The sequence below is a fragment of the Microvirgula sp. AG722 genome, from assembly GCF_003269145.1.
GTDB lineage: Bacteria > Pseudomonadota > Gammaproteobacteria > Burkholderiales > Aquaspirillaceae > Microvirgula > Microvirgula aerodenitrificans.
In genome coordinates, this window is record NZ_QLTJ01000001.1 from 667,247 (window position 1) to 694,227 (window position 26,981).

A 26,981-nucleotide genomic window follows, 5' to 3' on the forward strand; every position below is an offset into this window, starting at 1 on the left:
GGTCGGCACCCGGCTGCACGCTGTCAAGCGCCGGCCGCGCAATTTAGGACTCATCCGATCCCGGAGCGCCGCAAGCCTTGCTACCATGCCGTCTCGATCAAAAAATCATGCAAATTATGACCTTTATACCCGACGACGCACCGATGGCCGACGCCACGCCGCTGACTTTCACCGCAACCGGCAGCGAATACTTCCGCATCTGGATCGTCAATCTGTTCCTGTCCATCCTCACCCTCGGCATCTATTCCGCCTGGGCCAAGGTGCGCACGCTGCGCTACCTGTACCGCAACACGCAGCTGGACGGCCACGGTTTCGACTATCACGGCAACCCGCTCTCCATCCTCAAGGGCCGCATCATCGTCTTCGCGCTGGTGGTGGTGACGCAGGTGCTGGAGGGCATCCTGCCGCTGCTGTCGCTGGTACTGAGCGCGCTGTTCGTCGCCGTCCTGCCCTGGCTGATCATGCGCTCGCTGAGCTTCCGCATGGCCTATACCAGCCATCGCGGCCTGCGCTTCGGTTTCGATGGCCGGCTGGCCGGCGCCTACCGGACGCTGCTGCTGTGGCCGGTGCTGGCCCTGGTCTCGTGCGGCCTGCTGGCGCCGATCGCCTACCAGCGCTTCAAGCAATACCAGCATGAGCACTCCCGCTACGGCAGCACCCCGTTCCATATCCGGCTGCGCACCGGCAGCGTGTACGGACTGATGTTCGCCGTGATCGGCATGCTGATCGTCACCGGCGTCATTGTCGCCACGCTGACCTCGATCCTGCTGGATGGCGGCAATCTGGAAATGCCGGCCGTGTCGAGCCTGCTGATGATCGCGCTGCCGGCCTATGCCGGGATCTTCGCCATCAACGCCTTCATGGTGGCATCGCTGCAGAACCTGGTCTGGTCGGGCACCACGCTCGGCGACGACGCGCTGCGCTTCCGCAGCGACGTGCGCACGCTGCCGCTGCTGGCCATTCTGGTCACCAACCTGCTGGGCATGATCGTCACTCTGGGCCTGTTCTACCCGTTCGCCCGCATCCGTCTGCTGCGCTACCGGCTGCAGCATGTCAGCGTGGCCGCCAGCGTGCCGCTCGACAGCTTCGCCGCCGGCCAGACGCAAGGTGTTTCTGCGCTTGGCGACGCCATGACGGACTGGTATGACATCGATATCAGTCTCTGATCCGGCCGGCCCGGCCAGGGTCGATGCCCGTCTGTTCGACGGCAAGACCGCGCAGGCCCGCGCGGTGGTGCTGTCGTTCCGCCATGGCGCGCTGCAGGTGCAGGGCGACGGCATCGCCTTCGAGGTCGCACCGCGCAGCGTGCAGCTGTCCGATGCCCACCGTCATGCCCCGCGCCAGCTCGGTTTTCCCGACGGCAGCCTGTGCGAAGTCGACGATCAGCAGGGGCTGGAACGGCTGCTGGTGCAGGCCGGCATGCGCACCAGCCGCATCGACCGCTGGCAGCAACACTGGCGGGCCGCGCTGCTGGCGTTGCTGCTGATGGTCGCCGTCATCGTCGGCGGCTACCGCTTCGCCCTGCCATGGGTGTCGGCGCAACTGGCCGCCGCCGTGCCGGATTCGGTCACGACGGTGATGGATGCGTCCACGCTCGACCTGCTCGATCGCAGCCTGATGCGTCCGACCACGCTGCCGGCCAGCCGGCAGGCGGCGCTGCGGGCGCGTTTCGCCGCGCTGGACGGTGTGCCGGCCGGGGCCGGGCCGCTGCTGTTCCGCGCCAGTGACATCGGTCCCAATGCCTTTGCCCTGCCGGGCGGCACGCTGGTCATGACCGACGAACTGGTGGCCCTGAGCCGCGATGACGACGCGCTGATCGGTGTGCTGCTGCACGAGGCAGGCCACGTCGACCGGCGACACGCGCTGCGGCAGATGGTGCAGACCACGGTGGTCGGCAGCGCATTCGCCTTCTGGCTCGGCGACTTCTCCAGCCTGCTGGCGGTCTTGCCGGCCACCTGGCTCGAACTGCGCCATTCGCGCGACGACGAGACCGAGGCCGACGAATACGCGATCCGGCTGCTGCATATGAATGGCCTGCACGCCGCGCCGCTGGCCGCGCTGCTTGGCCGGCTCGACGCCGCACATGCGCCATCGGCGGCGGATGCGCACCAGCGGAACATGGAGTGGGCATCGACCCACCCGGACACCGCCGGACGAATTGCCCGGCTGCGTCAGGCGGACCGCGAGCGCTTCCCGGGCTGATAGACGACGCGATGCTTGCGCCGGGGCGGCACCGGCGCTAGCATCCGCCGTTTTTTCAAGAACTTGCCTGCCATGACCGCGCCCGACCTTGACCGCCGATTCGGCGGGATGAACCGTCTGTATGGCGACGATGCCGCCCTTCGCATCCGCGCGGCGCACGTCTGTGTCATCGGGATCGGCGGGGTGGGCAGCTGGGCAGCGGAGGCGCTGGCCCGCTCAGGGGTCGGCAGGCTGACACTGATCGACCTGGACAATGTCAACGAATCCAATGTGAACCGTCAGATCCATGCGCTGGACGGCGTGTTCGGCCAGCCCAAGGTCGAGGCCATGGCCGCCCGCCTGCGCGCCATCCACCCGCAGTGCGAGATCCGGCTGATCGAGGATTTCGTCACCGTCGACAACGTTGCCGATTTGCTGGCTGGCCCGTTCGACGCCGTTGTCGATGCGATCGACGACATTCGTGCCAAGGCAGCGATCGCGGCGCACTGTCACCGGGCGCGAATCCCGCTGGTGGTCAGCGGCGGCGCCGGCGGCCGCGTTGACCCGACCCGGGTGCAGGTCGACGACCTGTCGCGGGTGACCGGCGACGCCGTCTGTGCCCGGCTGCGCTATACGCTGCGCCGCGGCTACGGTTTCCCGCGCGAGGCCGGGCGCAAATTCGGCATCGAGTGCGTGTATTCGGCCGAGCCGATACGCCGCCCGCAGGCCGGCGCCGCCTGTGACACCGGTACCGCCCCGCAGGGACTGGCCTGTGCCGGCTATGGCTCGGCAGTCACCGTGACCGCCGTGTTCGGCCTGGTCGCGGTCAGCCGTGTACTGGCACGGCTGACCCGGGTTGCGCCGGCAAACCGGGACGAGGCGACGGACGGCAACACCGGCGGGCAAACGACGGAACAGCACACCAGCTGTTGACCGGCAGTCCCCGCCCCGGCTGCCACAGCCCTAGACGGACGGCGCATCCAGCCCGAAATGGCTCCACGACAGCGCCGTCGCCATGCGGCCGCGCGGCGTACGCTGCAGATAGCCCTGCTGGATCAGATATGGCTCGATGACGTCCTCGATGGTATCGGTCGATTCCCCGATCGCGGCGGCCACGTTGTCGAGGCCGACCGGCCCGCCGGCAAACTTGTTCAGAATGGCATCGAGCAGCTTGCGGTCCATCACGTCGAGCCCGGCCGGATCGACATCGAGCATTGCCAGAGCGGCATCGGCAACGGCGGCGGTCACGCGGCCGTCGTGCTTGACGTCGGCGTAGTCGCGCACCCGGCGCAGCAAGCGGTTGGCAATCCGCGGCGTGCCGCGGGCACGGCGGGCGATCTCGAAGGCGCCGTCATCGGCCAGATCCACGTTCAGCAGACCGGCCGACCGGGTCACGATCTGCTTCAGCTCGTCGGCGGTATAGAACTCCAGCCGCGCCACGATGCCGAAGCGGTCGCGCAGCGGGTTGGTCAGCATGCCGGCGCGGGTCGTCGCCCCGACCAGCGTGAACGGCGGCAGGTCGAGTTTGACCGAACGGGCGGCCGGCCCTTCGCCGATCATGATGTCGAGCTGGTAGTCCTCCAGCGCCGGATAGAGGATTTCCTCCACCACCGGCGACAGGCGGTGAATTTCGTCGATGAACAGCACATCGTGCGGTTCCAGATTGGTCAGCAGCGCCGCCAGGTCGCCGGCACGCTCCAGGACCGGACCACTGGTCTGGCGCAGGTTGACCCCCAGCTCGCGCGCCACGATATGGGCCAGCGTGGTCTTGCCCAGCCCCGGCGGTCCGAACAGCAGCACATGGTCCAGCGCCTCGCCGCGCATCTTGGCCGCCTCGATAAAGATGGTCAGCTGTTCGCGCGCCTTGTGCTGGCCGACATAGTCGTCGAGCTGCTTCGGGCGCAGTGCACGCTCCAGCGCTTCTTCCTGGTTGGACAGCGGGCGGGGCGCAACGACGCGTTCGGGCGCACCGCTGGTAAGGGAGTCGGTTTCAATCATGAGCTGGCTTCTTGCGGATTGGCGGCCCCGTCGGCACAACGCGGCCAGGCGCGGAAATGTGCCAAGTGTAGCCGCCGTCAGCCCGATGCTGGTCAGAATTCGGCTGACAGCCGCCCGTTCAATTCAGGGCGGATGCCGCCATCGCCCCCAGCAGCCGGCGCTTGAATGCCGGGGCCGCGCCAAACTGCTCGCGCAGCAGGGAGATAAACAGGCGTACCCGGGCAGGCAGGTGCTTGCGGCTGGGGTAGATGGCATAGATGCCCCCGGCCGACAGGTTCCATTCCGGCAGCACATGGACCAGACGGCCGGCCGCCAGATCGTCGGCGACCAGAAAGTCCGGCAGTTCCGTCACACCGCCACCCGCCAGCGCCAGATTCCGCATGATGCTGGTGCTGTTGGCGCGCAGACGCCCCTTGACCAGCACTTTTTCGTCCTTGTCACCGGGACGGGAGAACACCCAGTGCCAGGACTGCGCGCTGGTTTCATGCGCGATCAGCGAATGCTCCAGCAGATCCTGCGGCGTGCAGATCCGGTCGTGACGCGTCAGATAGTCGCGGCTGGCCACCAGGCTCTGGCGGCAGTCCGCGAGCTTGACCGCATGCAGGCTGGAGTCCCGCGGCTGACCGACGCGGATGTCGATGTCGACCCGCGAGGCCAGCAGATCGATGTGGTTTTCCGTGGCCATCAGGTCGAACGTGACCTCCGCGTATTGTCCGGCAAACGCCACGGCACTTTCGGTCAGATAGTGCAGGATCAGATAATCCGGCGCGGCAATGCGCAACAGCCCGTGCGGATATTCGTGATCGCTGCGGACCACGGCCACCGCATCACGGTATTCATCAATGATCCGCCGACAGGCCTGCAGGAATTTCTCGCCGGCAGGTGTCAGTGACATGCTCCGTGTCGTGCGCAGCACCAATTGTGCATTCACGTAGGTCTCGAGTTTCTTGATGCGCTCGCTGACGACGGAATGACTGACTCTCAGTGCTGCCGCTGCGGCGGTAAAAGAACCTTCTTCGCCCAGTGCCACAAAGGCAAGCACGCACTCCGGGTGCAGGATTTTGTAATTGTCCATAGGAATAAAACCAATTGTTATTTCGATCAGGCCTTCAAAGCGAAGGAGAATGAGCTTTCGTCCCGTCGCCACCGTGTGGGGAATCAGGGATGAAGCCACCACCTATTTCCAATCACTGCTCACTGTCTGTCACCGAAAGGCCAGATAGCTGCAATCCACGTTTACAATCATATGTGTATGTAAGTTGCCAGACAATAGACTTCGGACGAGCGGCGGCTACCGGCTTTTTCTGGCAGGCGAGAAAACAGGCGATGCAAAATCCAAGTTTTCCGGCATCCAAAAATTGCAATGTAATAAAAACGCACTGGCTCCGGCGTTTGGCAGCCTCGCACCGTCACTACATTACCGTGTCCTTGACGCAAGTAGCATAAAAACTATTCGACCCCATAGACATATGTTTTTGCAGAAAATGCTGGCTGTTTTCCTCGCGCCGGATAAATAAAACGGATTTCCACTATATAATCTGCCGGCATCCCATAAATGATTTACCTGAATAACCAACAGGTGTTTTTTTGCAGCAACTATATAATTAACACCATTCCGCAGAACCCCTGCCCTGATTCAAGATAAAAATCCGCAGGCCGATGTTCCGGGCACACCAGGCATTTTTCCGGAACGAGCGGTTACCTCTTCGGTACCCGGTTGAAATTTGACAAGGACGGGGAAAATTTTGAACGTCTTGCAGGAGAAATTACGCTCTCCCGCCAATCGGCAGCCCTTTGCCCTTGGCGTACTGACTCTCAGCGATTACCACGCCATGCTGGCAATTGACGGACGGGCCCGCGCACAGGCGCAAATCCGGCTGATCTGCGATCTGCTGGAACAGCACAGCTGCCACATTGCCGATGACAGTCTGGCTTTTGTGCTTCCGTACCAGGCCGGGCAGGACCTGCAGATCCTCGGCAATGCCCTGCTGGCCCGCATCACCAGCGTGCGCCAGATGCGCTCCAGCGAGTCACTGCCGATCCCGGTCCACCTCATCCTGCTGGCGGCCCACACCCCCGTCCATTCGCCGGACAGCCTCATCGACCGGGCGCTGGTGGCCAGCCAGCGGGCCGGGCCGGCCGCCCACTCCCGCCTGACGCTGATCGACGACGCCGAACAACTGGACGAGAGAATCGAGCCGCTGCGCAGGGAGGACAGGGTCCGCGGGGCACTGGAAGCCGATCGTCTCACGCTGTACTCGCAGCGCATCCTGCCGCTCGACTCGATCGGCAGCGATTGCTATCACCATGAAATCCTGGCCCGCCTGACCGACCACGACGGCGCGCTGTGGATGCCGGACTCCTTCCTGCCGGAGGCGGAGAGACTCGGCCTGATGCCGGAGCTGGATCGCCGGGTCGTCGACCGCGCCTATGCCTGGCTGGCAAACCATCGTCCGGGCGGCAACACGCCGTGCCGGTGGACCGCCATCAATCTGTCCGCGCACAGCCTGACGGAAACCGACCTGCCCGCGTTCATCGAAGCCCGCCAGCGTGAGCACCGCATCAATCCGGCGGAAATCTGCTTTGAGCTGACGGAAACCAGCCGCATCAGGGATCTGCCGCGCGCCATCGCCGTGATGCAGCGGCTGCGGGAGTACGGCTACCGCTTCGCACTGGACGACTATGGCAGCGGCAGCGCCACGCTGTCCTATCTGCGCGACCTGCCCGTCGACCTGGTCAAGATCGACGGCAGCTTCATCATTGGCCTGGACCAGAGCCCGCTGAACCGCGATCTGGTCCGCGAGCTGTGCCGAACCTGCCGGCACCTCGGCAAGCAGATCGTGGCCGAGAAGGTCGAGAACATGCAGGTACTCGACTGCGTCACCGGACTGGGCATCGACTATGCCCAGGGCTATGCGATCGAAAAACCCGTTCCGCTGAATCAGCTCGAACCTCACTGAGCCTCCTCCGAGTCACACATGAAAATATCGACCCGCCTCTATGCGCTGTGCAGCACCGGCATCATCGGCCTGCTGATTGTGTCCCTTTCCGCCCTGCTGGCCTTCGGCAGCATCCGGACCTCCATCGCCAGCATCACCGACGATTCACTGCCGTCGGTCAAGGCACTGGCAGAGCTGCAGGACCAGTTTTCAACCCTGCGCCACAATATGCTGCTGCATGTCCTGAGCCTTCACGCCGAAGACAAGGCCGCATTGCGCGCGAATATCGCCGAAGGCAGCAAATGGCTGAACGAGCACTTCAAATACTATGCCGACAACCTGGCCACGAATGCGCAGGACACAGCCAACATCAAGGTGCTGCAGACGGAAGTGGAGCGCTATCAGGCGCTGATGTACCAGGTGCTGGCATTGTCCGACCTCGGGCAGACCGACCAGGCGGCCGCCATGATCGCCCAGGCCACACGCCCTCAAGGGAAAGTAACCCTCGAGACCTTCAAGCGAACCGTCGACTTCAACATCTCGGTGCTGGATCAGTCCGAGCAGGACGTGGACGAATCGATCGACAATGCCCGACTGGTGCTGCTGGGGGTGACAACCGTGGTCGTCTTGCTGCTGCTGGGCGGCGGCATCTGGGCGGTCAGGACCATTTACGGGCCGATGACGTCCCTGCGCGACGGGCTGAACCAGCTTGCCCGGGATTTCGACTTCACCCGCCGCTTCCGGCGCCGGCAACAAGACGAAATCAGTGAGACCTACCAGGCGCTGAACGGGCTGCTGGACGTACTGCAGGGCAGTTTCCAGCGCCTCCACACCCTGGGCAGCAATGTGAATGCAGCGGCGGAAACGGTGGCAGCCGCCTCGGCTGACGTCTCGCAGGCCTCGCTGCAGGTCAGCGAATCGGCGGCCAGCATGTCGGCGGCCGTCGAGCAGATGACCGTCAGTGTGACCCATGCGGCCGACCGCGCCGAACAGGCCAGTCACAGCAGCCAGCAGGCCGGCAAGGAAGCCAGCCATGGCGGCGAAGTCATCGACGACACCATCCGCGGCTTCCGCAACACCGAGTCGACCGTGCAGCTGGCCGCAGGCCAGATCGAGCAGTTGAAGGCCCATACTGCGGCCATTGGCACGGTCATCGCCGTGATCAAGGATATCGCCGAACAGACCAATCTGCTGGCGCTGAACGCGGCGATCGAAGCCGCCCGCGCCGGCGAGTCCGGCCGCAGCTTTGCCGTGGTCGCCGATGCAGTCCGCATGCTGGCCGAGCGAACGGCAACCTCGACGCAGGAGATCACCCGGACCGTGCGCCTGATCCAGCAGGGGGCCAATGAAACCGTGGAGTCGATGCAGGGTGTCGTGTCCCTGCTTGGCCACGGCATGAGCCAGGCGGAACTGGCCACGGTCGCCATTCAGCGCATCATCGACAGCACGGACGGCACGGTGACCCAGGTGGCGGAAATTTCCGGTTCGATGCGCGAACAGTCGCTGACCAGCACCAGCATTGCCCAGGGGGTCGAACATATCGCCCGGATGACCGAGCAGAGCCATACCAGCGCCACGCATACGGCGGCGTCGGCCGCCTCCCTGCGCGAGGCGGCCGCCGAGATGCAGGACACCCTCCAGGCCTTCCGCGTCTAGTGTCGCCTCAGACGTCCGTCTCCAGCGTGGTCAGCTGCTCGGCCGCCGGCAGCCGGGGATCGGCCTCGCACAGACGCATGCTGAACGACAGCCGTTCGGCGGCGTCGCCGTCACCGAGCGCCAGCTCGGAGAAGGCCAGCGACAGGCTGTCGAGCAGCGCCTGCGCGGCTTCCAGCCCGGTATCGGGCAGCACCAGCACGAAGGCGTCGCCATCGACACGCCCGATCAGGTCGTTGCGGCGCAGCCGCTTGCGCAGGAAGCGCGCCCAGGTCGCCAGCACCCGGTCGCCGGCGGCATAGCCCCGGCGCCGGTTGAACGACGAGAAGCCGTTCAGGTCGACCAGCGCCAGCACCAGTGGCTGCGCGCTGCGTGCCACGCGCGACAGTTCCTCGTCCAGCCGTTCGCACAGCGCCTGGACCGTCAGCGCCCCGGTCAGCGCGTCGCGCTGGCTCAGTCCGAGCTGCAGCCGGCGGCGGCGGCCGGCACGCTGGACCGCCACCAGCAGTTCATCGGTCGCGACCGGCCGCGCCAGCCAGTATTCGATGCTTTCGTCGGACAGCCGTCGCTGCGGCTGCAGCGCCTCGCTGGCCAGCATCAGGACCGGCATCGGCGGTACCGGGCAGGTCTGCCGCACCACCCGGGCAAAATCCAGGCCGTCGCAGTCAGGCAGGATGCGGTTGACCAGCAGCACGTCCGGGTGATTGCGCAACATGCTGTCGTAGCCTTCGGCGCCGGAAGAGGCCAGCAGGACCTCGATGCCGGCAGCGGTCAGCGCGTCGGCATACCAGTGGACCAGATCGACCTGCGGGTCGATCACCAGGACGCGCAACGGCTGGCTGTCCGCCAGCGGGACCGCCAGCGCCGTCAGCAGTTCGTCGTGACCGACCGGCCATGGCAGGAACACGCTCGCCCCCAGCCGGACGGCGGCAATGCGGCTGGCAAAGTCCGATTCCGGCGACAGGACGACGAACGGTATGTGGGCCAGCCGGGTCCGCGCCAGCGCCGACATCGCCGCATCGTGGCGGCTGTCGGTACGCACCAGCGCCAGCGCGGCCGGCTGAAAAGTGTCCAGCGCGGCGATCAGCGCATCCGGGTCCGGGTGGACGCTGAGCGTTACGCCATAGCGGGCCAGCGACTGTTCCAGCGCCGCGACGTCATCGCCGGGCCCGGCCAGCAGCAGGATGCCGCCATGCACCACCGGCAGGCCCGGCGGCGGCGAGGCCAGCTTGCGGCTGGCCTTGAGCCTGGCGAGACGGGCCGCCAGCGCCTGGGTCAGGTCGGCCGGCGGGTGCCCGGTCTGCCTGGCCTCGCGAACGGCATCGTGCAGTGAATGCGCCAGGGTCTGGGCAGCGGCGACCAGCTCATCCTCGCCATCGCGCTCGGCCTGGCATTTCAGGTTCAGCGCCAGATAGGCGAGGTGGGCCGCCAGTGGCGTATCCCAGCCACGGCCCAGCAAGGCGAGGCCCCGCTCGATGTCGGTCAATTCTCGGGACAGGTCTGGCATGCAGGGCTCCGGGCGCACAGTCAGGCGCCGCTGTTATAATCGCCGCCTTTTTCAGCAATGCGGTCAAGGCGATGGCGACCAACGTATTTTACGAGGAAGACGGCGGATTCAAAGTGGGCGCCGTCCTGACCGACAACGATACCAGCCTCCAGGTGGAGGCCCCTCACGGCAAGCGATCCAAAATCAAATCGGCAGCGATCCTGCTGCGCTTTAGCTCGGCCCTGGCCGATTTCCTGCCTGCGGCCGAGCAGCAGGCGGCGGAAATCGACATCGACTTCCTGTGGGAGTGCTGCGGCGACGCGGAGTTCGATGCGGCAACGCTGGCAGAAGATTATTTCGGCCACAAGCCGTCAGCACTGGAAAGTGCGGCGATTGCCCTGCGCGTGCATGGCGCCCCGATGTATTTCTACAAGAAGGGCAAGGGCCGCTACAAGGCCGCCCCGCACGAGGCGCTGCAGGCTGCGCTGGCCGGCATCGAGAAGAAAAAGCGCCAGCAGCAGCAGATTGACGGCTGGGTCGACGCCTGCCGCGCCGGCCAGCTGCCGGAAGAGTGGAAGCCGCACCTGATGTCGCTGCTGTGGCGTCCGGACAAGAACACGCTGGAATGGAAGGGGCTGGAAGCCGCCAGCAAGGCACTGCAGGTGTCGCCGCTGAAGCTGGTGGCCGAGCGCGGCGGCATTTCGTCGGTGCCCGACTATCTGCTGGCCGGTTTCATCATGGAGCACTTCCCGCGCGGACGCGGCTTCCCGGTGTTCGAGGCGGTCGAGATGCCGGCCGGCCTGCCCGACGCCGGTGTCGAAGCGTTCTCGATCGACGATTCCGCCACCACCGAGATCGACGATGCGCTGTCGCTGACCCGCCTCGACAACGGCAACTGGCGCATCGGCGTCCATATCGCCGCGCCGACGCTTGGCGTCGGTCCGGATTCGGACGTGGAAAAGCTGGTATTCCAGCGCCTGTCGACGGTGTATTTCCCCGGCGAGAAGATCACCATGCTGCCTGATTCGCTGGTCCAGCAGTTCACGCTGGCCGAAGGCCGGCACTGCCCGGCGGTCAGCGTGTACTTCGAGGTGGCGCCGGACGACTATCGCATCCTCGGCCACGAAAGCCGGGTCGACAGCGTGAAAATCACCGCCAACCTGCGGCACGACTGGCTGGAAACGGTATTCAACGAAGACACGCTGGCCCACGATCCGGGCCGCGACTATCCATACAAGCACGAGTTGCGCGTGCTGTGGGAATTCGCCAACGCGCTGGAAGTCGGCCGCGGCAAGGCCGACAGCAACCAGCAGCAGCGTCTCGACTACAACTTCGCCATCGTCGATGGCAAGGTGGTGCTGACGCCGCGCCGCCGCGGCGCGCCGATGGACAAGCTGGTGTCCGAGCTGATGATCCTGGCCAACGCCACCTGGGGCGGCGACCTGGCCGCCGCCGGCATCCCGGCCATGTACCGGGCACAGACGGCCGGCAAGGTACGCATGACCACCGCCGCCGAACCGCACGTCGGCCTCGGCGTGCCGCAGTACGCGTGGTCGACCTCGCCGCTGCGCCGCGCGGCCGACTTTGTCAACCAGCAGCAGATCGTGGCCATGGTTCGCGGCGAGACCCCGCGCTACAAGCGCGGCGACCCCGACCTGTTCGCCCGGCTGCGCGATTTCGACGTCGCCTACAACGCCTATGGCGATTTCCAGTACCAGATGGAGCGCTTCTGGTGCCTGCGCTGGTTCAGTCAGGAAAACGTGAGCGACATCACCGCGCAGTGGATCAAGGACGACCTGGTCCGCCTCGACGGCCTGCCGATGGCCACGCGCGTGGCCGGTCTGCCGGAAATGGCATCCGGAGAGCGGGTGCGGCTGCAGGTGGCACGCATCGACGAGCTGGCGCTGGAAATCGAATTCCGCGTGCTCGGCAAGGTCACGCCGGAAAGCGCCTGACGCCAGTGATGCCGCCAGGGCCGGTTCGCCGGCCGTCGGCGGCACCGGCGCGACGCAACGCTACACAATTGCGCCATTTCCCTTTCTGCTCAGTCACTTGCACTCGTTACGCGCGCCGACTGCCACTAGAATCCCTCCCGATCACGGACGGCAATCACGCCGTCCGTATGCCATTATTGCAAGTGGTGTCAGGCCCGGCCCGACAGCCTGGCCAGGCGGAGGGTCGCGACACCGTTTTCGCCCCCTCGTCCGTCAAGGGGACACGTCCGGACGCCACTGCAGGCGCCCTTACCGGAGAGTCCCGTGAAGTTCGACAGCGCGTTCTTTTTCACCGGTGCCGCCATTTGCGGCGCCCTGTTTCTCGTCAATGCCGCCTGGATCCTGCTGCCGATCCCGCTGCTGCTGATGTTCACCGCCGTGGCGATCGACGACTGCCGTCGCCTGCGTTCGCTCGACACCGATGCCGCCGCCATGCTGCTGGATACCCCGCGCAAACCGATGATGCCGCTCGACGGCTTTCGCGGCCGCGAACTGATGTTCTACAGTGCCGGGCAACCGGTGTACCGCCTCCTCAGCGACGGTCAGCAGCTGTGGATCTTCCTCGGCCACCGCGACGAGGTCGACGCGCCCGACGTGTCGATCTGCGTGTTTCCCGGCTACCTGTACGGGCAGGCGGCACACAGCGGCACGTGAGCGGTCGCGGCGGCGCCCGGTCGATCCGTTATACTGCCGCCCTTTTCCTACCGACCCCGGACGACCACGTCATGAGCCTGCCCGCCCACCAGCTTGAACTGCTCGCGCCCGCCAGGACCGCCGACATCGGCCGCGAGGCGATCCTGCACGGCGCGGACGCGGTTTACATCGGCGGCCCGTCGTTCGGCGCGCGCCACAACGCCTGTAACACGGTGAGCGAGATCGCCGGTCTGGCCGAATTCGCTCACCGCTACCACGCCCGCATCTTCGTCACCCTGAACACCATCCTGCACGATGCCGAGCTGGAACCGTCGCGCCAGCTGGTCTGGCAGCTGTACGAGGCCGGCGTCGATGCGCTGATCGTGCAGGACATGGGCCTGCTGGAACTCGACCTGCCACCGCTCCAGCTCCACGCCAGCACCCAGTGCGACATCCGCACACCGGAAAAGGCGCGCTTCCTGGCCGATGCCGGTTTTTCCCAGGTGGTGCCGGCGCGCGAGCTGACGCTGGCGCAGATCCGCGCCGTGCGCGATGCGCTGCCGGCCGACACCACACTCGAATTCTTCATCCACGGCGCATTGTGCGTGGCGTTTTCCGGCCAGTGCTATATCAGCCATGCCGACAACGGCCGCAGCGCCAACCGGGGTGACTGTTCGCAGGCCTGCCGGCTGCCGTACACGCTGACCGATGCCAGTGGCGGCGTGGTCGCCTTCGACAAGCATCTGCTGTCGATGAAGGACAACGACCAGAGCGCCAATCTGGAAGCGCTGATCGACGCCGGCGTGCGCTCGTTCAAGATCGAGGGGCGCTACAAGGAAGCCAACTACGTCAAGAACATCACCGCCCACTACCGGCTGCTGCTCGACGAGATCCTCGAACGCCGCCCGGAACTGGCGCGCGCCTCCAGCGGCCGCAGCGAGATCCTGTTCACGCCGGATATCGACAAGTCCTTCCATCGCGGCCATACCGATTATTTCGTCAACGGCCGCCATGACGATATCGGCGCCTTCGATTCGCCGACCTTTATCGGCGTACCGGTCGGCACGGTAACGCGGCTGGCCCAGGACTGGTTCGAGATCGACGCCACCGAGCCGCTCGCCAACGGCGACGGCCTCAACTACATGAAAAAGCGCGAAGTGCACGGCATGCAGGCCAATACCGTCGAAATGACCGGTCCTGGCGAGAACGGCACCACGCGCTGGCGGGTGTATCCGAACGAGGGCATGCGCGCGCTGGACGGGCTGAAGCCGGGCACGGAAGTCAGCCGCAACCGCGACCATGCCTGGGAGCAGGCGCTGACACGCAAGTCGGCCGAGCGCCGGGTCGGCGTCTGGCTGAAGCTGGAAGACCAGCCCGACGGACTGAAACTGACTGCCACCGACGAGGATGGCGGGACGGCATCGGCCGCCATGGCGCTGATGCTGGAACCGGCCCGTGACGCCGCGCGGGCGGAAGCCGGGCTGCGCGACAGCCTGGCCAAGCTGGGCAGCACCATGTTCGTCGCCCACGGCGTCGAGCTGGCGCTGGCCTCGGCCTGGTTCGTGCCGGCCTCGGCCATCAACGCCCTGCGCCGCGACGTGGTCGCCCGGCTGGCCGCCGCGCGCATCGCCAACTGGCCGCGCCCGCCGCGCAAGGCGCCGCTGGAACCGCCGGTGCCGTATCCGGAGACCTCACTGTCGTATCTGGCCAATGTGTACAACGACAAGGCCCGGGCGTTCTATGCCCGCCACGGCGTCACGCTGATCGATGCGGCCTACGAGGCACACGAGGAGCCGGGCGAGGTCAGCCTGATGATCACCAAGCATTGCCTGCGCTTCAGCTACAACCTGTGCCCGAAGCAGGCCAAAGGGGTCATCGGCGTCAAGGGCCAGATCCGCGCCGAGCCGATGACACTGAAGTCCGGCAGCGAGACCTATACCCTGACCTTCGACTGCAAGCCGTGCGAAATGCACGTCATGGGCAAGATGAAGAAACACATTTTCAACGCCCCGCCGCCGTCCAGCGTGCCGGTCCAGCCGCTGACCTTCCACCGCAAGCAGCCGTAGGGTCAGCGGCCCGGGCGACCGCCCTTATGCAGGGTCGGTGCCGAGCAACTGGCCGACCAGCCCGTGCCGGCCGGCCGCGAAGGCACTGGCCGCCAGGCGCCTGCCGCCGGCAGGCTGGACTTCGCTCAGGCGCAGCGCGCCATCACCGCAAGCGACCAGCAGGCCGTCGTGGCCGGCTTCCAGCACCGTGCCAGGCGCACCGCGCCCGTCGGCCGGGCTCGCCCCCCACACTTTCAGCAGATCGCCGCCCAGCGTGGTCCACGCGCCCGGCACCGGGCAGTAGCCGCGCACGGCACGGTCGAGTTCCGCCACCGGCCGGGTCCAGTCGAGCCGGGCCTCTTCCTTGTCGAGCTTGGCCGCATAGGTGACGCCCGCTTCCGGCTGCGTGCAGGGCGGGAAGGCGGCCGGATCGGCCAGCACCTCGACAATGGCGGCCGCGCCCAGCGCCATCAGCCGGTCGTGCAGGCTGGCGGCAGTGTCGGTGGCGCTGATCGGCGTGCGCACGACATGCCGCATCGGACCGGTGTCCAGCCCGGCTTCCATCTGCATGATGGTGACGCCGGACTCGGCATCGCCGGCCAGCAGCGCGCGCTGGATCGGCGCGGCGCCACGCCAGCGCGGCAGGATCGACGCATGGATGTTCAGGCAGCCGAGCGGCGGGATGTCCAGTACCGCCTGCGGCAGGATCAGCCCGTAGGCGGCCACCACCATCACGTCGGCCCCGATGTCGTGCAGCGCTTGCCGGGCGCCGGCATCGCGCAGCGTCTGCGGCTGGCTGACCGGCAGTCCCAGTTCCAGCGCGCGCGCCTTGACCGCCGACGGCTTGAGCTTCATGCCACGGCCGGCCGGCCGGTCGGGCTGGGTCAGCACCAGGGCGATGTCGTGTCCGGCGGCATGCAGCGCGGACAGGGCGGCGGCGGCGAAATCCGGCGTGCCGGCGAAGATGAGTTTCATGTGACGATCCGATCTGAAAAAGCGAAATCCGGGCGCCAGGCCCGGTGCGACCACGCTACATGCTCTGGCGTTCGCGCTTCTTGAGCTTGTTCCGGATCCGGTTCTGCTTCAGCGGCGACAGGTACTCGACGAAGACCTTGCCGTCGAGGTGGTCGATCTCGTGCTGGATGCAGATGGCCAGCAGGCCGTCGGTATCCAGCGTGAACGGCTTGCCGTCGCGGTCCAGCGCCTCGACGATCACGTGCTCGGCACGGGTCACCTTGTCGTAGACGCCCGGCACCGACAGGCAGCCTTCCTCGTACACCACCTCGCCATCGCGATGGGTGATGACCGGGTTGATGAACACCTGCAGTTCGTCATGGGTGTCGGACAGGTCGATCACCAGCAGGCGTTCGTGCACGTCGACCTGCGTCGCCGCCAGGCCGATGCCGTGCGCGGCGTACATGGTCTCGCCCATGTCGTCGATCAGGGTGCGGATGCGATCGTCCACCTCGGCCACCGGCCTGGCGATGGTGTGCAGACGGTCGTCCGGGTAATTCAGGATGTTGAGCAGCGCCATAGGGTGATGTTATCTAATACATTGCGTTGTCTGGGGACGGGTCGCCGGAGGCGGCGGGGCCTCGCCGCACCGTGGTCATGCCCGGTATTCCGGACCGCCTGACCGTCGGCGCCGCCCGTCATTGTCGTTCATCTGCAACATGGTGCTGTCCGTTTCGTCCGGCAAGAGGCTTCCATGCGCTTTTCCATTATATCGGCTGTGACGACGCCAGACCTTATCGCCGTGGCGATACGGCCATGAGCCTGCTGACCGGCCACGATGCCTGGCTGCATCTGTTCCATGTCAGGGGCCTCGGTCCGATCGGGTTCAATGCCCTGCTGGAGGCATTCGGCACGGCGGAGGCCATCTGCGCCGCACCGCCCCGGCAGCTGGCCAGCGTCGTATCGCGCCAGCTGGCCGCGGCGATTGCCGGCGACGACAGCCGGGCTGCGCGCCAGGCGGCAGCCGACTGGCTGGCCGCCGACGCGACCCGTTCGCTGCAGACACGGCTCGACGCAGACTACCCGCTGGCGCTGGCACAGTCGCCGGCCGCGCCGCCGCTGCTGTTCCTGCACGGCCGGCGCGAACTGCTGTCCCGGCCGCTGTTCGCCATCGTCGGCAGCCGGCATGCCAGCGCGCAGGGCATCCGCGATGCCGGCCGCTTCGCCCGGGCGCTGGCCGACACCGGCTATACCATCGTCAGCGGCCTGGCCGCCGGCATCGACGCGGCGGCCCATGACGGCGCGGTCGACACCCCGGCGGCCACCGTCGCCGTGATCGGCACCGGTATCGACCGCGTCTATCCGGCCTGCAACCGGCCGCTGGCACGACGCATCGCCGGTCACGGCCTGATCGTCAGCGAGTTTCCGCTCGGCACGCCGCCGCTGGCCGCCCATTTCCCGCGCCGCAACCGCATCATCGCCGGGCTCGGCGCCGGCTGCCTGGTGGTCGAGGCCGGCCTGCGCAGCGGCTCGCTGATCACGGCGCGCCAGGCTGCCGAGGCAGGCCGCGAAGTGTTCGCCATTCCCGGGTCCATTCACTCGCCACTGTCGCGCGGCTGCCATGCGCTGATCCGCGACGGCGCCAGGCTGACCGAGTCGCTGGATGACATCCTGGCCGAACTGCCGCCCTTGCCGGCACTGCCGCCGGTCGCCGGACCCGCCGCTGTCCCGGAGAGTGAATTCGCCGCCGGCGACGCGCGGCTGCTGGCTGCGCTGGGCTTCGATCCGGTCGATGCCGATACCCTGGCGCAACGTACGGGCTTGACGGTGGAGGGGGTTTTGGCGATGCTGCTGCCGCTAGAGCTCGCTGGACGGGTCGCCCCGCTACCGGGCGGCCGCTACCAGCGGGTCGTTTGACGCCCGCCCGTTCATGCCGGAGCCGAATTCGGGCTCCACGCGACGGGCAGGGTGCGAGTCGCCGCCGGCGTCGGGCCTCACCGCCCTTTGTTTCCACTGAAAAAGCCGCCGCCATGCTCGATATCATTGCCTTTCTTGTCCAGGAATACCGCGACTTCGCCGCCTGTCCCGAACCGGAACACCTGGCGCAAAAACTGTCCGCAGTCGGTTTCGAAGACGAGGAAATCGACGATGCGCTGGACTGGCTGGCCGAACTGGCCGCCGACGATGCGTCGCCGATCGTGTTTGCGGAAAGCACCGCCACGCGCATGTTCAGCGCCAGCGAATGCGAACACCTGCCGGTCGATACCCAGGGGTTCATCCACTTTCTCGATACGGCCGGCGCCCTGACCAATCTGCAGCGGGAGCAACTGATCGACCGGCTGATGGCACTGCCCTCGGACGATCTCGATCTCGATGCCGTCCGCCTTGCCACCCTGGCCGTTCTGTGGCGTCACGCTGCCGACATCGACATTCTGGTGGCCGACGAGTTGATGGTCGCCATCGACGGTCAGCCACCGTTGCAATAACGCCGGTCCGGCATCGTCCCGGACCGCACCGAAAGCGCCGAACGCTTGTGAGCGAACGGCTTTAGGCTCTACCATCGCGCCCTTCACCCGGCCGGCGCTTGCATTTGGCGCCGCTTTCCCGAATACATTTAGGGACTATTGACGTCTCGAACTCCATGTCCGCCAATCTGCTGATCGTCGAATCGCCGTCCAAGGCGAAGCCACTGAAAAAATATCTCGGGTCCGATTTCGAGGTACTCGCCTCCTATGGTCACGTTCGCGATCTGGTGCCCAAGAACGGCGCGGTCGACCCCGAACACGACTTCGCGATGAAGTACCAGATCATCGCGCGGAACTCGAAACACGTTGACGCCATCGCCGCCGCCGTGCGCGAAGCCGACACCATCTATCTCGCGACCGACCCGGACCGCGAGGGTGAAGCCATTTCGTGGCACCTGATGGAAATCCTCAAGAACAAGAAGCTCTTGAAGGACAAGAAGGTGATGCGCGTGGTGTTCCACGAGATCACCCGCAACGCGGTGCTGGAAGCCGTCGCCAACCCGCGGGAAATTTCGCAGGACATGGTTGATGCCCAGCAGGCGCGCCGTGCGCTCGACTATCTGGTCGGCTTCAACCTGTCGCCGCTGCTGTGGAAGAAGATCCGTCGCGGCCTGTCCGCCGGCCGCGTGCAGAGCCCGGCCCTGCGCCTGATCTGCGAGCGCGAGATCGAAATCCGTGCGTTTACCGCCCAGGAATACTGGTCGGTACATCTGGACAGCCACAAGGGCCGGCAGAAATTCGGCGCCAAGCTGAACGAGTGGCAGGGCAAGAAGCTCGAGCAGTTCGACATTCCCGACGAAGCCACCCAGGCCTCGGTGCTGGCCGCGCTGTCCGGCCACGACGCTGCGGTCACGGCGGTGGAAAAGAAGAAAAAATCGCGCAACCCGGCCGCACCGTTCACGACCTCGACGCTGCAGCAGGAGGGGGTGCGCAAGCTCGGCATGACCACCGACCGCACCATGCGCACCGCACAGCAGCTGTACGAGGGCATCGACGTCGGCCAGGGCCAGATCGGTCTGATCACCTACATGCGTACCGACTCGGTGGCGCTCGCCAACGACGCGGTCGAGGAGATCCGCTTCTACATCGGCCAGCACTTCGACGCCGACTACCTGCCGAAAACGCCGTCGGTGTTCAAGAACAAGGCCAAGAACGCCCAGGAAGCGCACGAAGCCGTGCGCCCGACGTCGATCTTCCGCACGCCGGAATCGGTCAAGCCATTCCTGACTGCCGACCAGTTCAAACTGTACGACATGGTCTGGAAGCGGACGCTGGCCTGCCAGATGACCGCCGCAAAGTTCGACACCACCGCGGTCGACATCGCGGTCGGTGACGGCGTGTTCCGCGCCACCGGTCAGGTGCAGACCTTCGCCGGCTTTATCGCCGTGTACCAGGAAGACGTCGACGATACCGCCGACGACGACGAGGACAGCGCCAAGCTGCCGCTGCTGGAAGTCGGCGACGTGCTGCCGGTGGACAAACTGTCCGGCGAGCAGCATTTCACCCAGCCGCCGCCGCGCTACTCGGAAGCGTCGCTGGTGAAGACGCTGGAAGAATATGGCATCGGCCGTCCGTCGACCTATGCGTCGATCATCTCGACGCTGAAGGATCGCGAGTACGTGATCCTCGACAAGAAGCGCTTCCAGCCGACCGATACCGGCGAGATCGTCAACAAGTTCCTGACCGAGCACTTCGCCCAGTACGTCGACTATCACTTCACCGCCCGGCTCGAAGACCAGCTTGACGATATCTCCACCGGCAAGCGCCAGTGGATCCCGGTGCTCGACGGCTTCTGGAAGGGATTCCACAAGCAGATCACCGAGAAGGAAAGCATCAGCCGCGCCGAGGTCACCACCGAAAGCCTCGACGAAGCCTGCCCGAAGTGCGGCAAGCCGCTGAACATCCGCTTCGGCAAGCGCGGTCGCTTTATCGGCTGCACCGGCTACCCGGATTGCGACTACACCCGCAACCTGAACGAAACCGCCGAGCAGGCCGCCGCCGAAGAAGAAGCACCAGTCATCATCGAAGACCGGGTCTGCCCGGAGGACGGGGGCCAGCTGGTGGTCAAGAAGGGCCGCTACGGCAAGTTCATCGGCTGCGCCAACTACCCGAAGTGCAAGCACATCGAGCCGCTGGAAAAGCCGCGCGACACCGGTGTCGAGTGCCCGGAATGCAAGACCGGTCACCTGATCGAACGCAAGAGCCGCTACGGCAAGCTGTTCTACAGCTGCAACACCTACCCGAAGTGCAAGTACGCGACCTGGAACCCGCCGGTGGCAGAAACCTGCCCGAAATGCGGCTGGCCGATCCTGACCATCAAGACCACCAAGCGTCGCGGTACCGAGAAGGTGTGCCCGCAGAAGGAATGCGGCTACAGCGAGGTCATTGCCCCGCCGGAAGCGAAGACGGCGGAAGAATGATGCCGAAGCGCCTGATCGTCCTTGCTGCCATGGCCGGCGCCTTCACCGGCCTGCCGGCACTGGCGGCCGGGTCCGGGGACACCACGGACCGTCCGCGCGCCACGGCAACACCGTACGATGCCATCCGCGCCGCGGTGCCGGTCTCAACCAGCCCGCTCGCCATCGGCCGCCGTGCCGCCCTCGACGATCAGCGGCCGACGCCGCGCAGCGCCGGCATCGCCTCGACCCGCCCGGCCGGGCAGGACACCCCGCCGGCCAGTCCGCCCGCGCCACGCTGAGCACCCCGCAAAAAAACCGCCCGGACAGTGATGTCCGGGCGGTTTTCTTGTCGGGTCAGCCTCAGTTCGGGGCCTTGGTCGCCTGACGCTGGAGGATGTTCGAGAACTCCTCCATGAAGGTGTCGAAGCGGTTGGCGAAGCGGTCGATGTCGTAGGCGAAGCGGTTGTAGGCGACAACGGCCGGGATGGCGGCGAACAGGCCGATGGCGGTGGCGATCAGCGCCTCGGCGATACCCGGAGCGACCGTGGCCAGCGTCGCATTGCCGGCGTTCCCGAGCCCGATGAACGCATGCATGATGCCCCAGACCGTACCGAACAGGCCGATATACGGGCTGACCGAGCCGACCGTGGCCAGGAAGGCGGTATGGCGGTCCAGCTCGTCCAGCTCGCGCTGGGCGGCAGCCTTCATCGCGCGGCGGGTGCCGTCCATGGTGTCGGACAGCTCACCGCCCGGCTGGCGGCGCAGTTTGACGAATTCGGCAAAGCCGGCCTGGAAGATCTTTTCCATGCCGATGCCGTCCTTCTTGCCCGACACTTGCTGGTACATGTGGTTGAGGTCGGCACCGCTCCAGAACGCGCGCTCGAAATCCTCGGTATGCAGACGGGCATGGCGCACGTCGATCCATTTCATGATGATGCGGGTCCACGACAGGACCGACATGACCATCAGCAGGGCCATGATGAACTGAACCGGCAGACTCGCATCCAGCAACAGCTTGACGACCGACAGGGATTGGGTGGTTTCCACGACTGAGAGAACCTTTGTCTTAGACGAGTTAGGACTTTAACTGGCGTGCGAAAGCTATCGCAATACACGCCCACTGGCAAAATCGATAATGGTGGATGGGCGACGACGACGGCCGACCAGGCCCGGCAGCGTCAGCAGGCGGTCACCGAACGCATGCCGGCACGCAGCGGCACTGCGCAGTGAACGCTTGCCGGCCACATTGGCCGACGTCGACACCAGCGGCCCCAGCCGGCGGGTCAGCGCGGCCACGCCGGCATGGGCCGAGACGCGAACGGCCAGCGTAGTATGCCGGCCCCGCAGCCACGGCAGCGCCTGACGACCGGCCGGCAGCAGAAACGTGGTCGGACCCGGCCAGCGCGTGGCCAGACGCGCGCGCCCGGCCGTGTCCGGCATGCGGATCAGGCCGCGAAACGCCTCCACACCGGCGCCGACCACGATCATTCCCTTGTGATTCGGCCGCCCCTTGATGCGCAGAATGGCCTTGAGCCCGCGCGCATTGCGCGGATCACAACCCAGTCCGAAACATGACTCGGTCGCGTAGGCGATCACGCCGCCGCGCTTGAGATGTCTGCGGGTCTGACGAAGGAGAGAGGCGGAAGGGAAGCGGTACATGACGGCAAAAATGGGACGACGGCGCCATTTTGGCACGTTGCCGGCCCGGATGCAGGCAGAAGCGCAAAAGAATACCAGACGGCCGGCCCCGGGGCAGGCCACAAAAAAGCGCGAACGGGCGCAGCGCAGCCCGCTAACGGCACATCCCGACCAGATTGCCGTAGACCAGCGCCGCCTCCGGCCGCGTATAGCCATACAGCGCCAGCAGCACTGCGGCCAGGATCAGCGCACCGCCAAGCCACTTCATGCGCCGGCCTCCGCGCGCTGCAGCGGTCGCTCGCGAATCGGCAGGCACAGCAGCGCCGCCATCACCCCCAGCACCACGCTGGCCCACCACACCGGGTCATAGCTGCCGGTGCTGTCGTACACCCGCCCGCCAAGCCAGATGCCGAAGAAACTGCCGAGCTGGTGAGCGAAAAACACCAGCCCGCCCAGCATCGACAGGTAATGGACACCAAAGATGCCGGCGATGATGCCGTTGGTCAGCGGCACGGTGCCGAGCCACAGGAAACCGATGGCGGCCGAGAAGGCAATGGCACTGGCCGGCGTCACCGGCAGCAGCACGAACAGCACGATGGCCAGCGCACGACAGGCATAAATGCCCGACAGCAGCCGCGACTTGTCGTGCCGCGCGCCCATATGGCCGAACAGCCAGGTGCCGACGATATTGGCCAGCCCGATCAGTGCCAGACTCAGCGCACCGACCGAGGACGACAGCCCGCGATCAGCCAGGAAGGCCGGCAGGTGGACGCCGACGAAGGACACCTGGAAACCGCAGACGAAATAACTCGCCGACAGCAGCAGGAAACCGGGATGACGCATCGCTTCGCGGAAGGCGTCGCCGACCGGCTGCGATGGTCGCTCGATCCCCTCGACCCGCAACGGCCATGCCAGCGGCACGATCAGCAGCGTCAGCGCGGCGAACACCAGCAGGGTGGGGCTGGCACCGAGATGATCGATGCCCCACTGGCCGGCCGGCAGCAGCAGGAACTGGCCCAGCGAGCCGGCTGCCGCCGTCAGCCCCATCGCCTGGCTGCGGCGATGCGGCGGCGCCAGCTTGCCAACCACGCCGAACACGACGCCATAGGTCGTGCCGGCCAGGCCGATGCCGATCATCACGCTGCCGAGCAGCGGCATGCCGGGCACCGCCAGCGTCCACAGACCGGCGGCGTAGGCGAGGGCGCCGGCCACCAGCACCCGGCGCGCGCCGGCACGGTCGGCCCAGGCGCCGGCGAACGGCTGCGCCGCGCCCCACAGCAGGTTCAGGATCGCAAAGGCAAAGGCGATCGTCTCCCGTCCGCCGCCGGCCGACAGCGGCTCCAGGAACAGGCCGAAGCTGTGACGGATGCCCATGGCCAGGGTGATGATGACCCCGGCGAACCACAATACGCGCGTCAATGGCATGACGTTTTTCCCCATTTCTCCACCGCGACCGCCGCTCGTTCTGACTGCATGGCGGGGTTTGTCGGCATTCGGGCCTACTATTCCATTGGCACCCGGGCCATGACAAGCCCAAAGAATCAAACGGTCGTTTGACAGCATCGACGGCCGCCGGTATGTTCGGGACCATGGCCAAGCCGTCGGCCATCCGCCTTCCCGTGACCCGCACGCCCCCTCCGTGGAGAAAAACATGACCGCCTATCCGCACCTGCTTGCCCCGCTGGACCTCGGCTTCACCACCCTGAAAAACCGCGTCCTGATGGGGTCCATGCACACCGGACTGGAAGAGCTGCCCGACGGCCCGGAGCGGCTGGCGGCGTTCTATGCCGAACGCGCACGCGGCGGCGTCGGTCTGATCGTGACCGGCGGCGTCGCGCCGAACGAAAAGGGGCGGGTGTATGCCGGCGGGTCGGAACTGACCAGCGCCGCCGAGGGCGCCCGCCACCGTGTCGTGACCGACGCCGTGCACGAAGCCGGCGGCAAGATCGCGCTGCAGATCCTGCATACCGGTCGCTACAGCTACCAGCCCGAACCGCATGCGCCATCCGCGCTGCAGGCGCCGATCAACCCGTTCGCGCCGCTGGCCATGACCGGGGACGACATCCGCCAGACCCTGGCCGATTTCGCCCGCTGCGCCGTGCTGGCGCGCGATGCCGGCTATGACGGGGTCGAGGTGATGGGGTCGGAAGGCTATCTGATCAACCAGTTCCTCACCACGCGCACCAACCACCGTGACGACGAGTGGGGCGGCTCGTTCGAGAACCGCTGCCGCTTTGCGCTCGAGGCGGTTCGTGCCGTGCGCGCCGCGACCGGCCCCGACTTCATCATCATCTACCGCCTGTCGATGCTGGATCTGGTCGACGACGGTTCGAGCTGGGACGAAATCGTCGCCCTGGCCCGGCAGGTCGAAGCGGCTGGCGCCACGATCATCAATACCGGCATTGGCTGGCACGAGGCCCGTATCCCGACCATCGCCACCATGGTGCCGCGTGCCGGCTTCGCCTGGGTAACCCGCAAGCTGATGGGCTCGGTCGGCATCCCGCTGGTGACCACCAACCGCATCAACGACCCGGCTGTGGCCGAACGCGTGATCGCCGACGGCTGCGCCGACATGGTGTCGATGGCGCGCCCGTTCCTCGCCGACCCGGCTTTCGTGCAGAAAAGCGCGGAAAACCGCGCCGACGAAATCAACACCTGCATCGGCTGCAACCAGGCCTGTCTGGACCACATCTTCGCCGGCAAGCTGACCTCCTGTCTGGTCAACCCGCGCGCCTGCCACGAAACCGTGCTGGTCACGCCGCCGGCCCCGGCCCGCAGCAAGCGCCTGGCCGTGGTCGGCGCCGGCCCGGCCGGCCTGGCCTTTTCCACCGAAGCCGCCCGTCGCGGCCATGCGGTGACGCTGTTCGACGCGGCCGACGCGATCGGCGGCCAGTTCAATATCGCCCGCCAGATTCCGGGCAAGGAAGAATTCAACGAAACGCTGCGCTATTTCCGTCGCCAGATCGAGCTGACCGGCGTCGAGCTGCGCCTCGGCCACCGCGTCGGCGCCGACGACCTGGCCGGCTTCGACGAGGTGATCCTGGCCACCGGCATTGCGCCACGCCTGCCGGCCATTCCCGGCATCGAGCACCCGAAGGTACTCAGCTACGTCGACGTGCTGAAGCACAAGAAACCGGTCGGCAAGACCGTCGCCATCATCGGCGCCGGCGGCATCGGCTTCGACACCGCCGAATACCTGACCCAGGGCGGCGAATCGACCAGCCTCGACCCGGCCGCCTTCGCCCGCGAATGGGGCATCGACATGGCGCTGGCCCATCGCGGCGGCCTGGCTCCCGCCGGGGTCGCGCCGCATGCCAGTCCGCGCAAGGTGTACCTGCTGCAGCGCAAGGCAAGCAAGGTCGGCGACGGCCTCGGCAAGACCACCGGCTGGATCCACCGTGCCAGCCTGCAGATGCGCGGCGTGAAGATGGTCAACGGCGTCAGCTACGACCTGATCGACGACGCCGGCCTGCACATCACCGTCAAGGGCGAGACCCAGGTGCTGCCGGTCGACAATGTGGTGATCTGCGCCGGCCAGGACCCGCTGCGCGAACTGGTCGAGCCGCTGCAGGCGCGCGGACAGACCGTGCACCTGATCGGCGGCGCCGACGTGGCGGCCGAACTCGACGCCAAGCGCGCCATCCTGCAGGGCACGCAACTGGCACTGTCGATCTGATCGCCCCCGGGGGCAGCAAACGAAGCAAAAGCAATGGCGGCCATCAGGCCGCCATTGTCGTTCTGGTGCAGGTCAATCAGCCGATGACATCCACATTCTGGCCGGTCTCGCGCCCGCTGCCGAACAGGTCGTGGTAGCCGACGACCGGCACCAGCAGCGCCAGCGGCGTGAACACCAGCATGCCGAGGCCGAGCAGCATGGCCGCCAGCATCATCAGCGCCATCATCCACAGGAACATGACGAAGAACGCGCCGAAGTTGCGCACGCTGGCAGTGAACGATTCGCGCAGCGCAGCCAGCGGCGCCAGTCCGTGCCACAGCACCAGGATCGGTGCCAGCCAGAAGGCCATCGTCAGCAGGAAGGTCGCCGGCAGTGCCGCCACCAGCAGGGCCGACACCACCTCGCCCAGCAGCGCCGGGTCCTCAGGCGCCAGCGTGCCGGTCGGCATGCTGAAGCCCAGCATGGCCGCCAGCGAGAAAAACACCAGGTACATCAGTACCGATGCGGCCAGGTACATCGCGCCGAGCACGAAGAACGGCAGCGCCCGCTGCGACTCGAAACAGCCGAACAGGTCGAGCACGCGCGGGCGTTCGTCGCGCGCAGCGCGGGCCGCAGCCACGGCGCCGCCGGCCATCAGTGCCGGGGTCAGGATCGCGGCCAGCAACTGGCCGAGCACCGGCACCATGCTCAGCACCAGCTGAATCAGCATGAAGACAACACCGATGCCGATCCATGGCAGCGGATAGTCACGGAACAGACGCCATGCGGCGACGATCCAGCGCCGACCGGCACTGGCAGGAACGCGCCGGACTTCCGGCAACGGGGTGGACTGCATGAAAACTCCCTCAGGGCTTATTACA

At 66.3% G+C, this 26,981-nt stretch carries 22 protein-coding genes; 13 read left to right on the forward strand and 9 right to left on the reverse strand.

What is annotated here, in order from left to right; all coding sequences use genetic code 11:
* Positions 1-107: 107 nt before the first annotated feature.
* The 3 genes from DFO50_RS03130 (at position 108) to DFO50_RS03140 (ending at position 3,114) form a co-directional block, all read left to right on the forward strand.
* A complete protein-coding gene (locus DFO50_RS03130) occupies positions 108-1,166 on the forward strand; it encodes a YjgN family protein (protein ID WP_199489721.1) in 1,059 nt (352 codons plus the stop codon).
* A complete protein-coding gene (locus tag DFO50_RS03135; protein WP_107888951.1) occupies positions 1,144-2,202 on the forward strand; it encodes a M48 family metallopeptidase in 1,059 nt (352 codons plus the stop codon). The genes DFO50_RS03130 and DFO50_RS03135 overlap by 23 nt, the downstream gene beginning before the upstream one ends.
* A gap of 72 nt (positions 2,203-2,274) precedes the next feature.
* Entirely contained in the window at positions 2,275-3,114 is an 840-nt protein-coding gene (locus tag DFO50_RS03140) for a ThiF family adenylyltransferase (RefSeq protein WP_051528733.1), read from the forward strand.
* 30 nt (positions 3,115-3,144) lie between these two features.
* Here DFO50_RS03140 and ruvB read toward each other — a convergent pair whose 3' ends face one another.
* Both ruvB and DFO50_RS03150 read right to left on the reverse strand, forming a co-directional pair.
* Positions 3,145-4,179, reverse strand: a complete 1,035-nt coding sequence (gene ruvB / locus DFO50_RS03145) for a Holliday junction branch migration DNA helicase RuvB (RefSeq protein WP_028498658.1) — start codon at positions 4,177-4,179, stop codon at positions 3,145-3,147.
* A 118-nt stretch (positions 4,180-4,297) separates the two neighbouring features.
* Positions 4,298-5,254 carry a LysR family transcriptional regulator gene (locus DFO50_RS03150; protein ID WP_051528734.1) on the reverse strand — a complete coding sequence of 319 codons (957 nt, stop codon included), beginning with the start codon at positions 5,252-5,254 and terminating at the stop codon, positions 4,298-4,300.
* Between the two features lie 757 nt (positions 5,255-6,011).
* Between DFO50_RS03150 and DFO50_RS03155 the strand changes: the two genes are divergently transcribed.
* Together DFO50_RS03155 and DFO50_RS03160 are read left to right on the forward strand one after the other, a co-directional pair.
* Positions 6,012-7,139: an EAL domain-containing protein gene (locus DFO50_RS03155; protein WP_028498659.1), complete on the forward strand. Its 1,128-nt coding sequence runs from the start codon at positions 6,012-6,014 to the stop codon at positions 7,137-7,139.
* 18 nt (positions 7,140-7,157) lie between these two features.
* Complete coding sequence (locus DFO50_RS03160; protein ID WP_028498660.1) at positions 7,158-8,774, forward strand: methyl-accepting chemotaxis protein; 1,617 nt, start codon at positions 7,158-7,160, stop codon at positions 8,772-8,774.
* Between the two features lie 7 nt (positions 8,775-8,781).
* Here DFO50_RS03160 and DFO50_RS03165 read toward each other — a convergent pair whose 3' ends face one another.
* Entirely contained in the window at positions 8,782-10,278 is a 1,497-nt protein-coding gene (locus DFO50_RS03165; RefSeq protein WP_146745004.1) for a diguanylate cyclase domain-containing protein, read from the reverse strand.
* Positions 10,279-10,349: 71 nt separating this feature from the next.
* Between DFO50_RS03165 and DFO50_RS03170 the strand changes: the two genes are divergently transcribed.
* From DFO50_RS03170 to DFO50_RS03180, 3 genes are all read left to right on the forward strand, one after another.
* The gene (locus DFO50_RS03170) at positions 10,350-12,212 is read left to right on the forward strand and encodes a ribonuclease catalytic domain-containing protein (protein WP_107888953.1); all 1,863 of its coding nucleotides are present in this window, start codon (positions 10,350-10,352) and stop codon (positions 12,210-12,212) included.
* 303 nt (positions 12,213-12,515) lie between these two features.
* Positions 12,516-12,905: a hypothetical protein gene (locus DFO50_RS03175; protein ID WP_028498663.1), complete on the forward strand. Its 390-nt coding sequence runs from the start codon at positions 12,516-12,518 to the stop codon at positions 12,903-12,905.
* A 71-nt stretch (positions 12,906-12,976) separates the two neighbouring features.
* Complete coding sequence (locus tag DFO50_RS03180) at positions 12,977-14,950, forward strand: U32 family peptidase (protein ID WP_112692012.1); 1,974 nt, start codon at positions 12,977-12,979, stop codon at positions 14,948-14,950.
* Between the two features lie 24 nt (positions 14,951-14,974).
* On the opposite strand, the gene fmt is transcribed toward DFO50_RS03180, so the two are convergent.
* Positions 14,975-15,904 carry a methionyl-tRNA formyltransferase gene (gene fmt, locus DFO50_RS03185; protein WP_028498665.1) on the reverse strand — a complete coding sequence of 310 codons (930 nt, stop codon included), beginning with the start codon at positions 15,902-15,904 and terminating at the stop codon, positions 14,975-14,977.
* Positions 15,905-15,959: 55 nt separating this feature from the next.
* Complete coding sequence (gene def, locus DFO50_RS03190; protein WP_028498666.1) at positions 15,960-16,463, reverse strand: peptide deformylase; 504 nt, start codon at positions 16,461-16,463, stop codon at positions 15,960-15,962.
* Between the two features lie 236 nt (positions 16,464-16,699).
* Between def and dprA the strand changes: the two genes are divergently transcribed.
* The 4 genes from dprA (at position 16,700) to DFO50_RS03210 (ending at position 21,106) form a co-directional block, all read left to right on the forward strand.
* Positions 16,700-17,800 (forward strand): DNA-processing protein DprA, encoded by a 1,101-nt coding sequence (dprA, locus tag DFO50_RS03195; RefSeq protein ID WP_107888955.1) that lies wholly within the window; start codon positions 16,700-16,702, stop codon positions 17,798-17,800.
* Between the two features lie 113 nt (positions 17,801-17,913).
* Complete coding sequence (locus DFO50_RS03200; protein ID WP_028498668.1) at positions 17,914-18,369, forward strand: DUF494 family protein; 456 nt, start codon at positions 17,914-17,916, stop codon at positions 18,367-18,369.
* 155 nt (positions 18,370-18,524) lie between these two features.
* Entirely contained in the window at positions 18,525-20,828 is a 2,304-nt protein-coding gene (gene topA, locus DFO50_RS03205; RefSeq protein ID WP_028498669.1) for a type I DNA topoisomerase, read from the forward strand.
* Positions 20,825-21,106 (forward strand): hypothetical protein, encoded by a 282-nt coding sequence (locus tag DFO50_RS03210; protein WP_112692013.1) that lies wholly within the window; start codon positions 20,825-20,827, stop codon positions 21,104-21,106. Before topA ends, DFO50_RS03210 begins: the two co-directional genes overlap by 4 nt.
* A 61-nt stretch (positions 21,107-21,167) precedes the next feature.
* Here DFO50_RS03210 and tolQ read toward each other — a convergent pair whose 3' ends face one another.
* The 3 genes from tolQ to DFO50_RS03225 all read right to left on the reverse strand — a co-directional run bounded on the left by tolQ (position 21,168) and on the right by DFO50_RS03225 (position 23,870).
* Positions 21,168-21,836: a protein TolQ gene (gene tolQ / locus DFO50_RS03215; RefSeq protein WP_373280114.1), complete on the reverse strand. Its 669-nt coding sequence runs from the start codon at positions 21,834-21,836 to the stop codon at positions 21,168-21,170.
* Between the two features lie 72 nt (positions 21,837-21,908).
* Positions 21,909-22,466: an L-threonylcarbamoyladenylate synthase gene (locus tag DFO50_RS03220; protein WP_028498672.1), complete on the reverse strand. Its 558-nt coding sequence runs from the start codon at positions 22,464-22,466 to the stop codon at positions 21,909-21,911.
* Positions 22,467-22,709: 243 nt separating this feature from the next.
* Positions 22,710-23,870: an MFS transporter gene (locus DFO50_RS03225; RefSeq protein ID WP_028498673.1), complete on the reverse strand. Its 1,161-nt coding sequence runs from the start codon at positions 23,868-23,870 to the stop codon at positions 22,710-22,712.
* A 226-nt stretch (positions 23,871-24,096) separates the two neighbouring features.
* On the opposite strand from DFO50_RS03225, the gene DFO50_RS03230 reads away from it, so the two are divergent.
* Positions 24,097-26,121, forward strand: a complete 2,025-nt coding sequence (locus DFO50_RS03230) for an NADPH-dependent 2,4-dienoyl-CoA reductase (protein WP_028498674.1) — start codon at positions 24,097-24,099, stop codon at positions 26,119-26,121.
* Between the two features lie 76 nt (positions 26,122-26,197).
* On the opposite strand, the gene DFO50_RS03235 is transcribed toward DFO50_RS03230, so the two are convergent.
* Positions 26,198-26,956, reverse strand: a complete 759-nt coding sequence (locus DFO50_RS03235) for a BPSS1780 family membrane protein (RefSeq protein WP_028498675.1) — start codon at positions 26,954-26,956, stop codon at positions 26,198-26,200.
* Positions 26,957-26,981 lie beyond the last annotated feature (25 nt).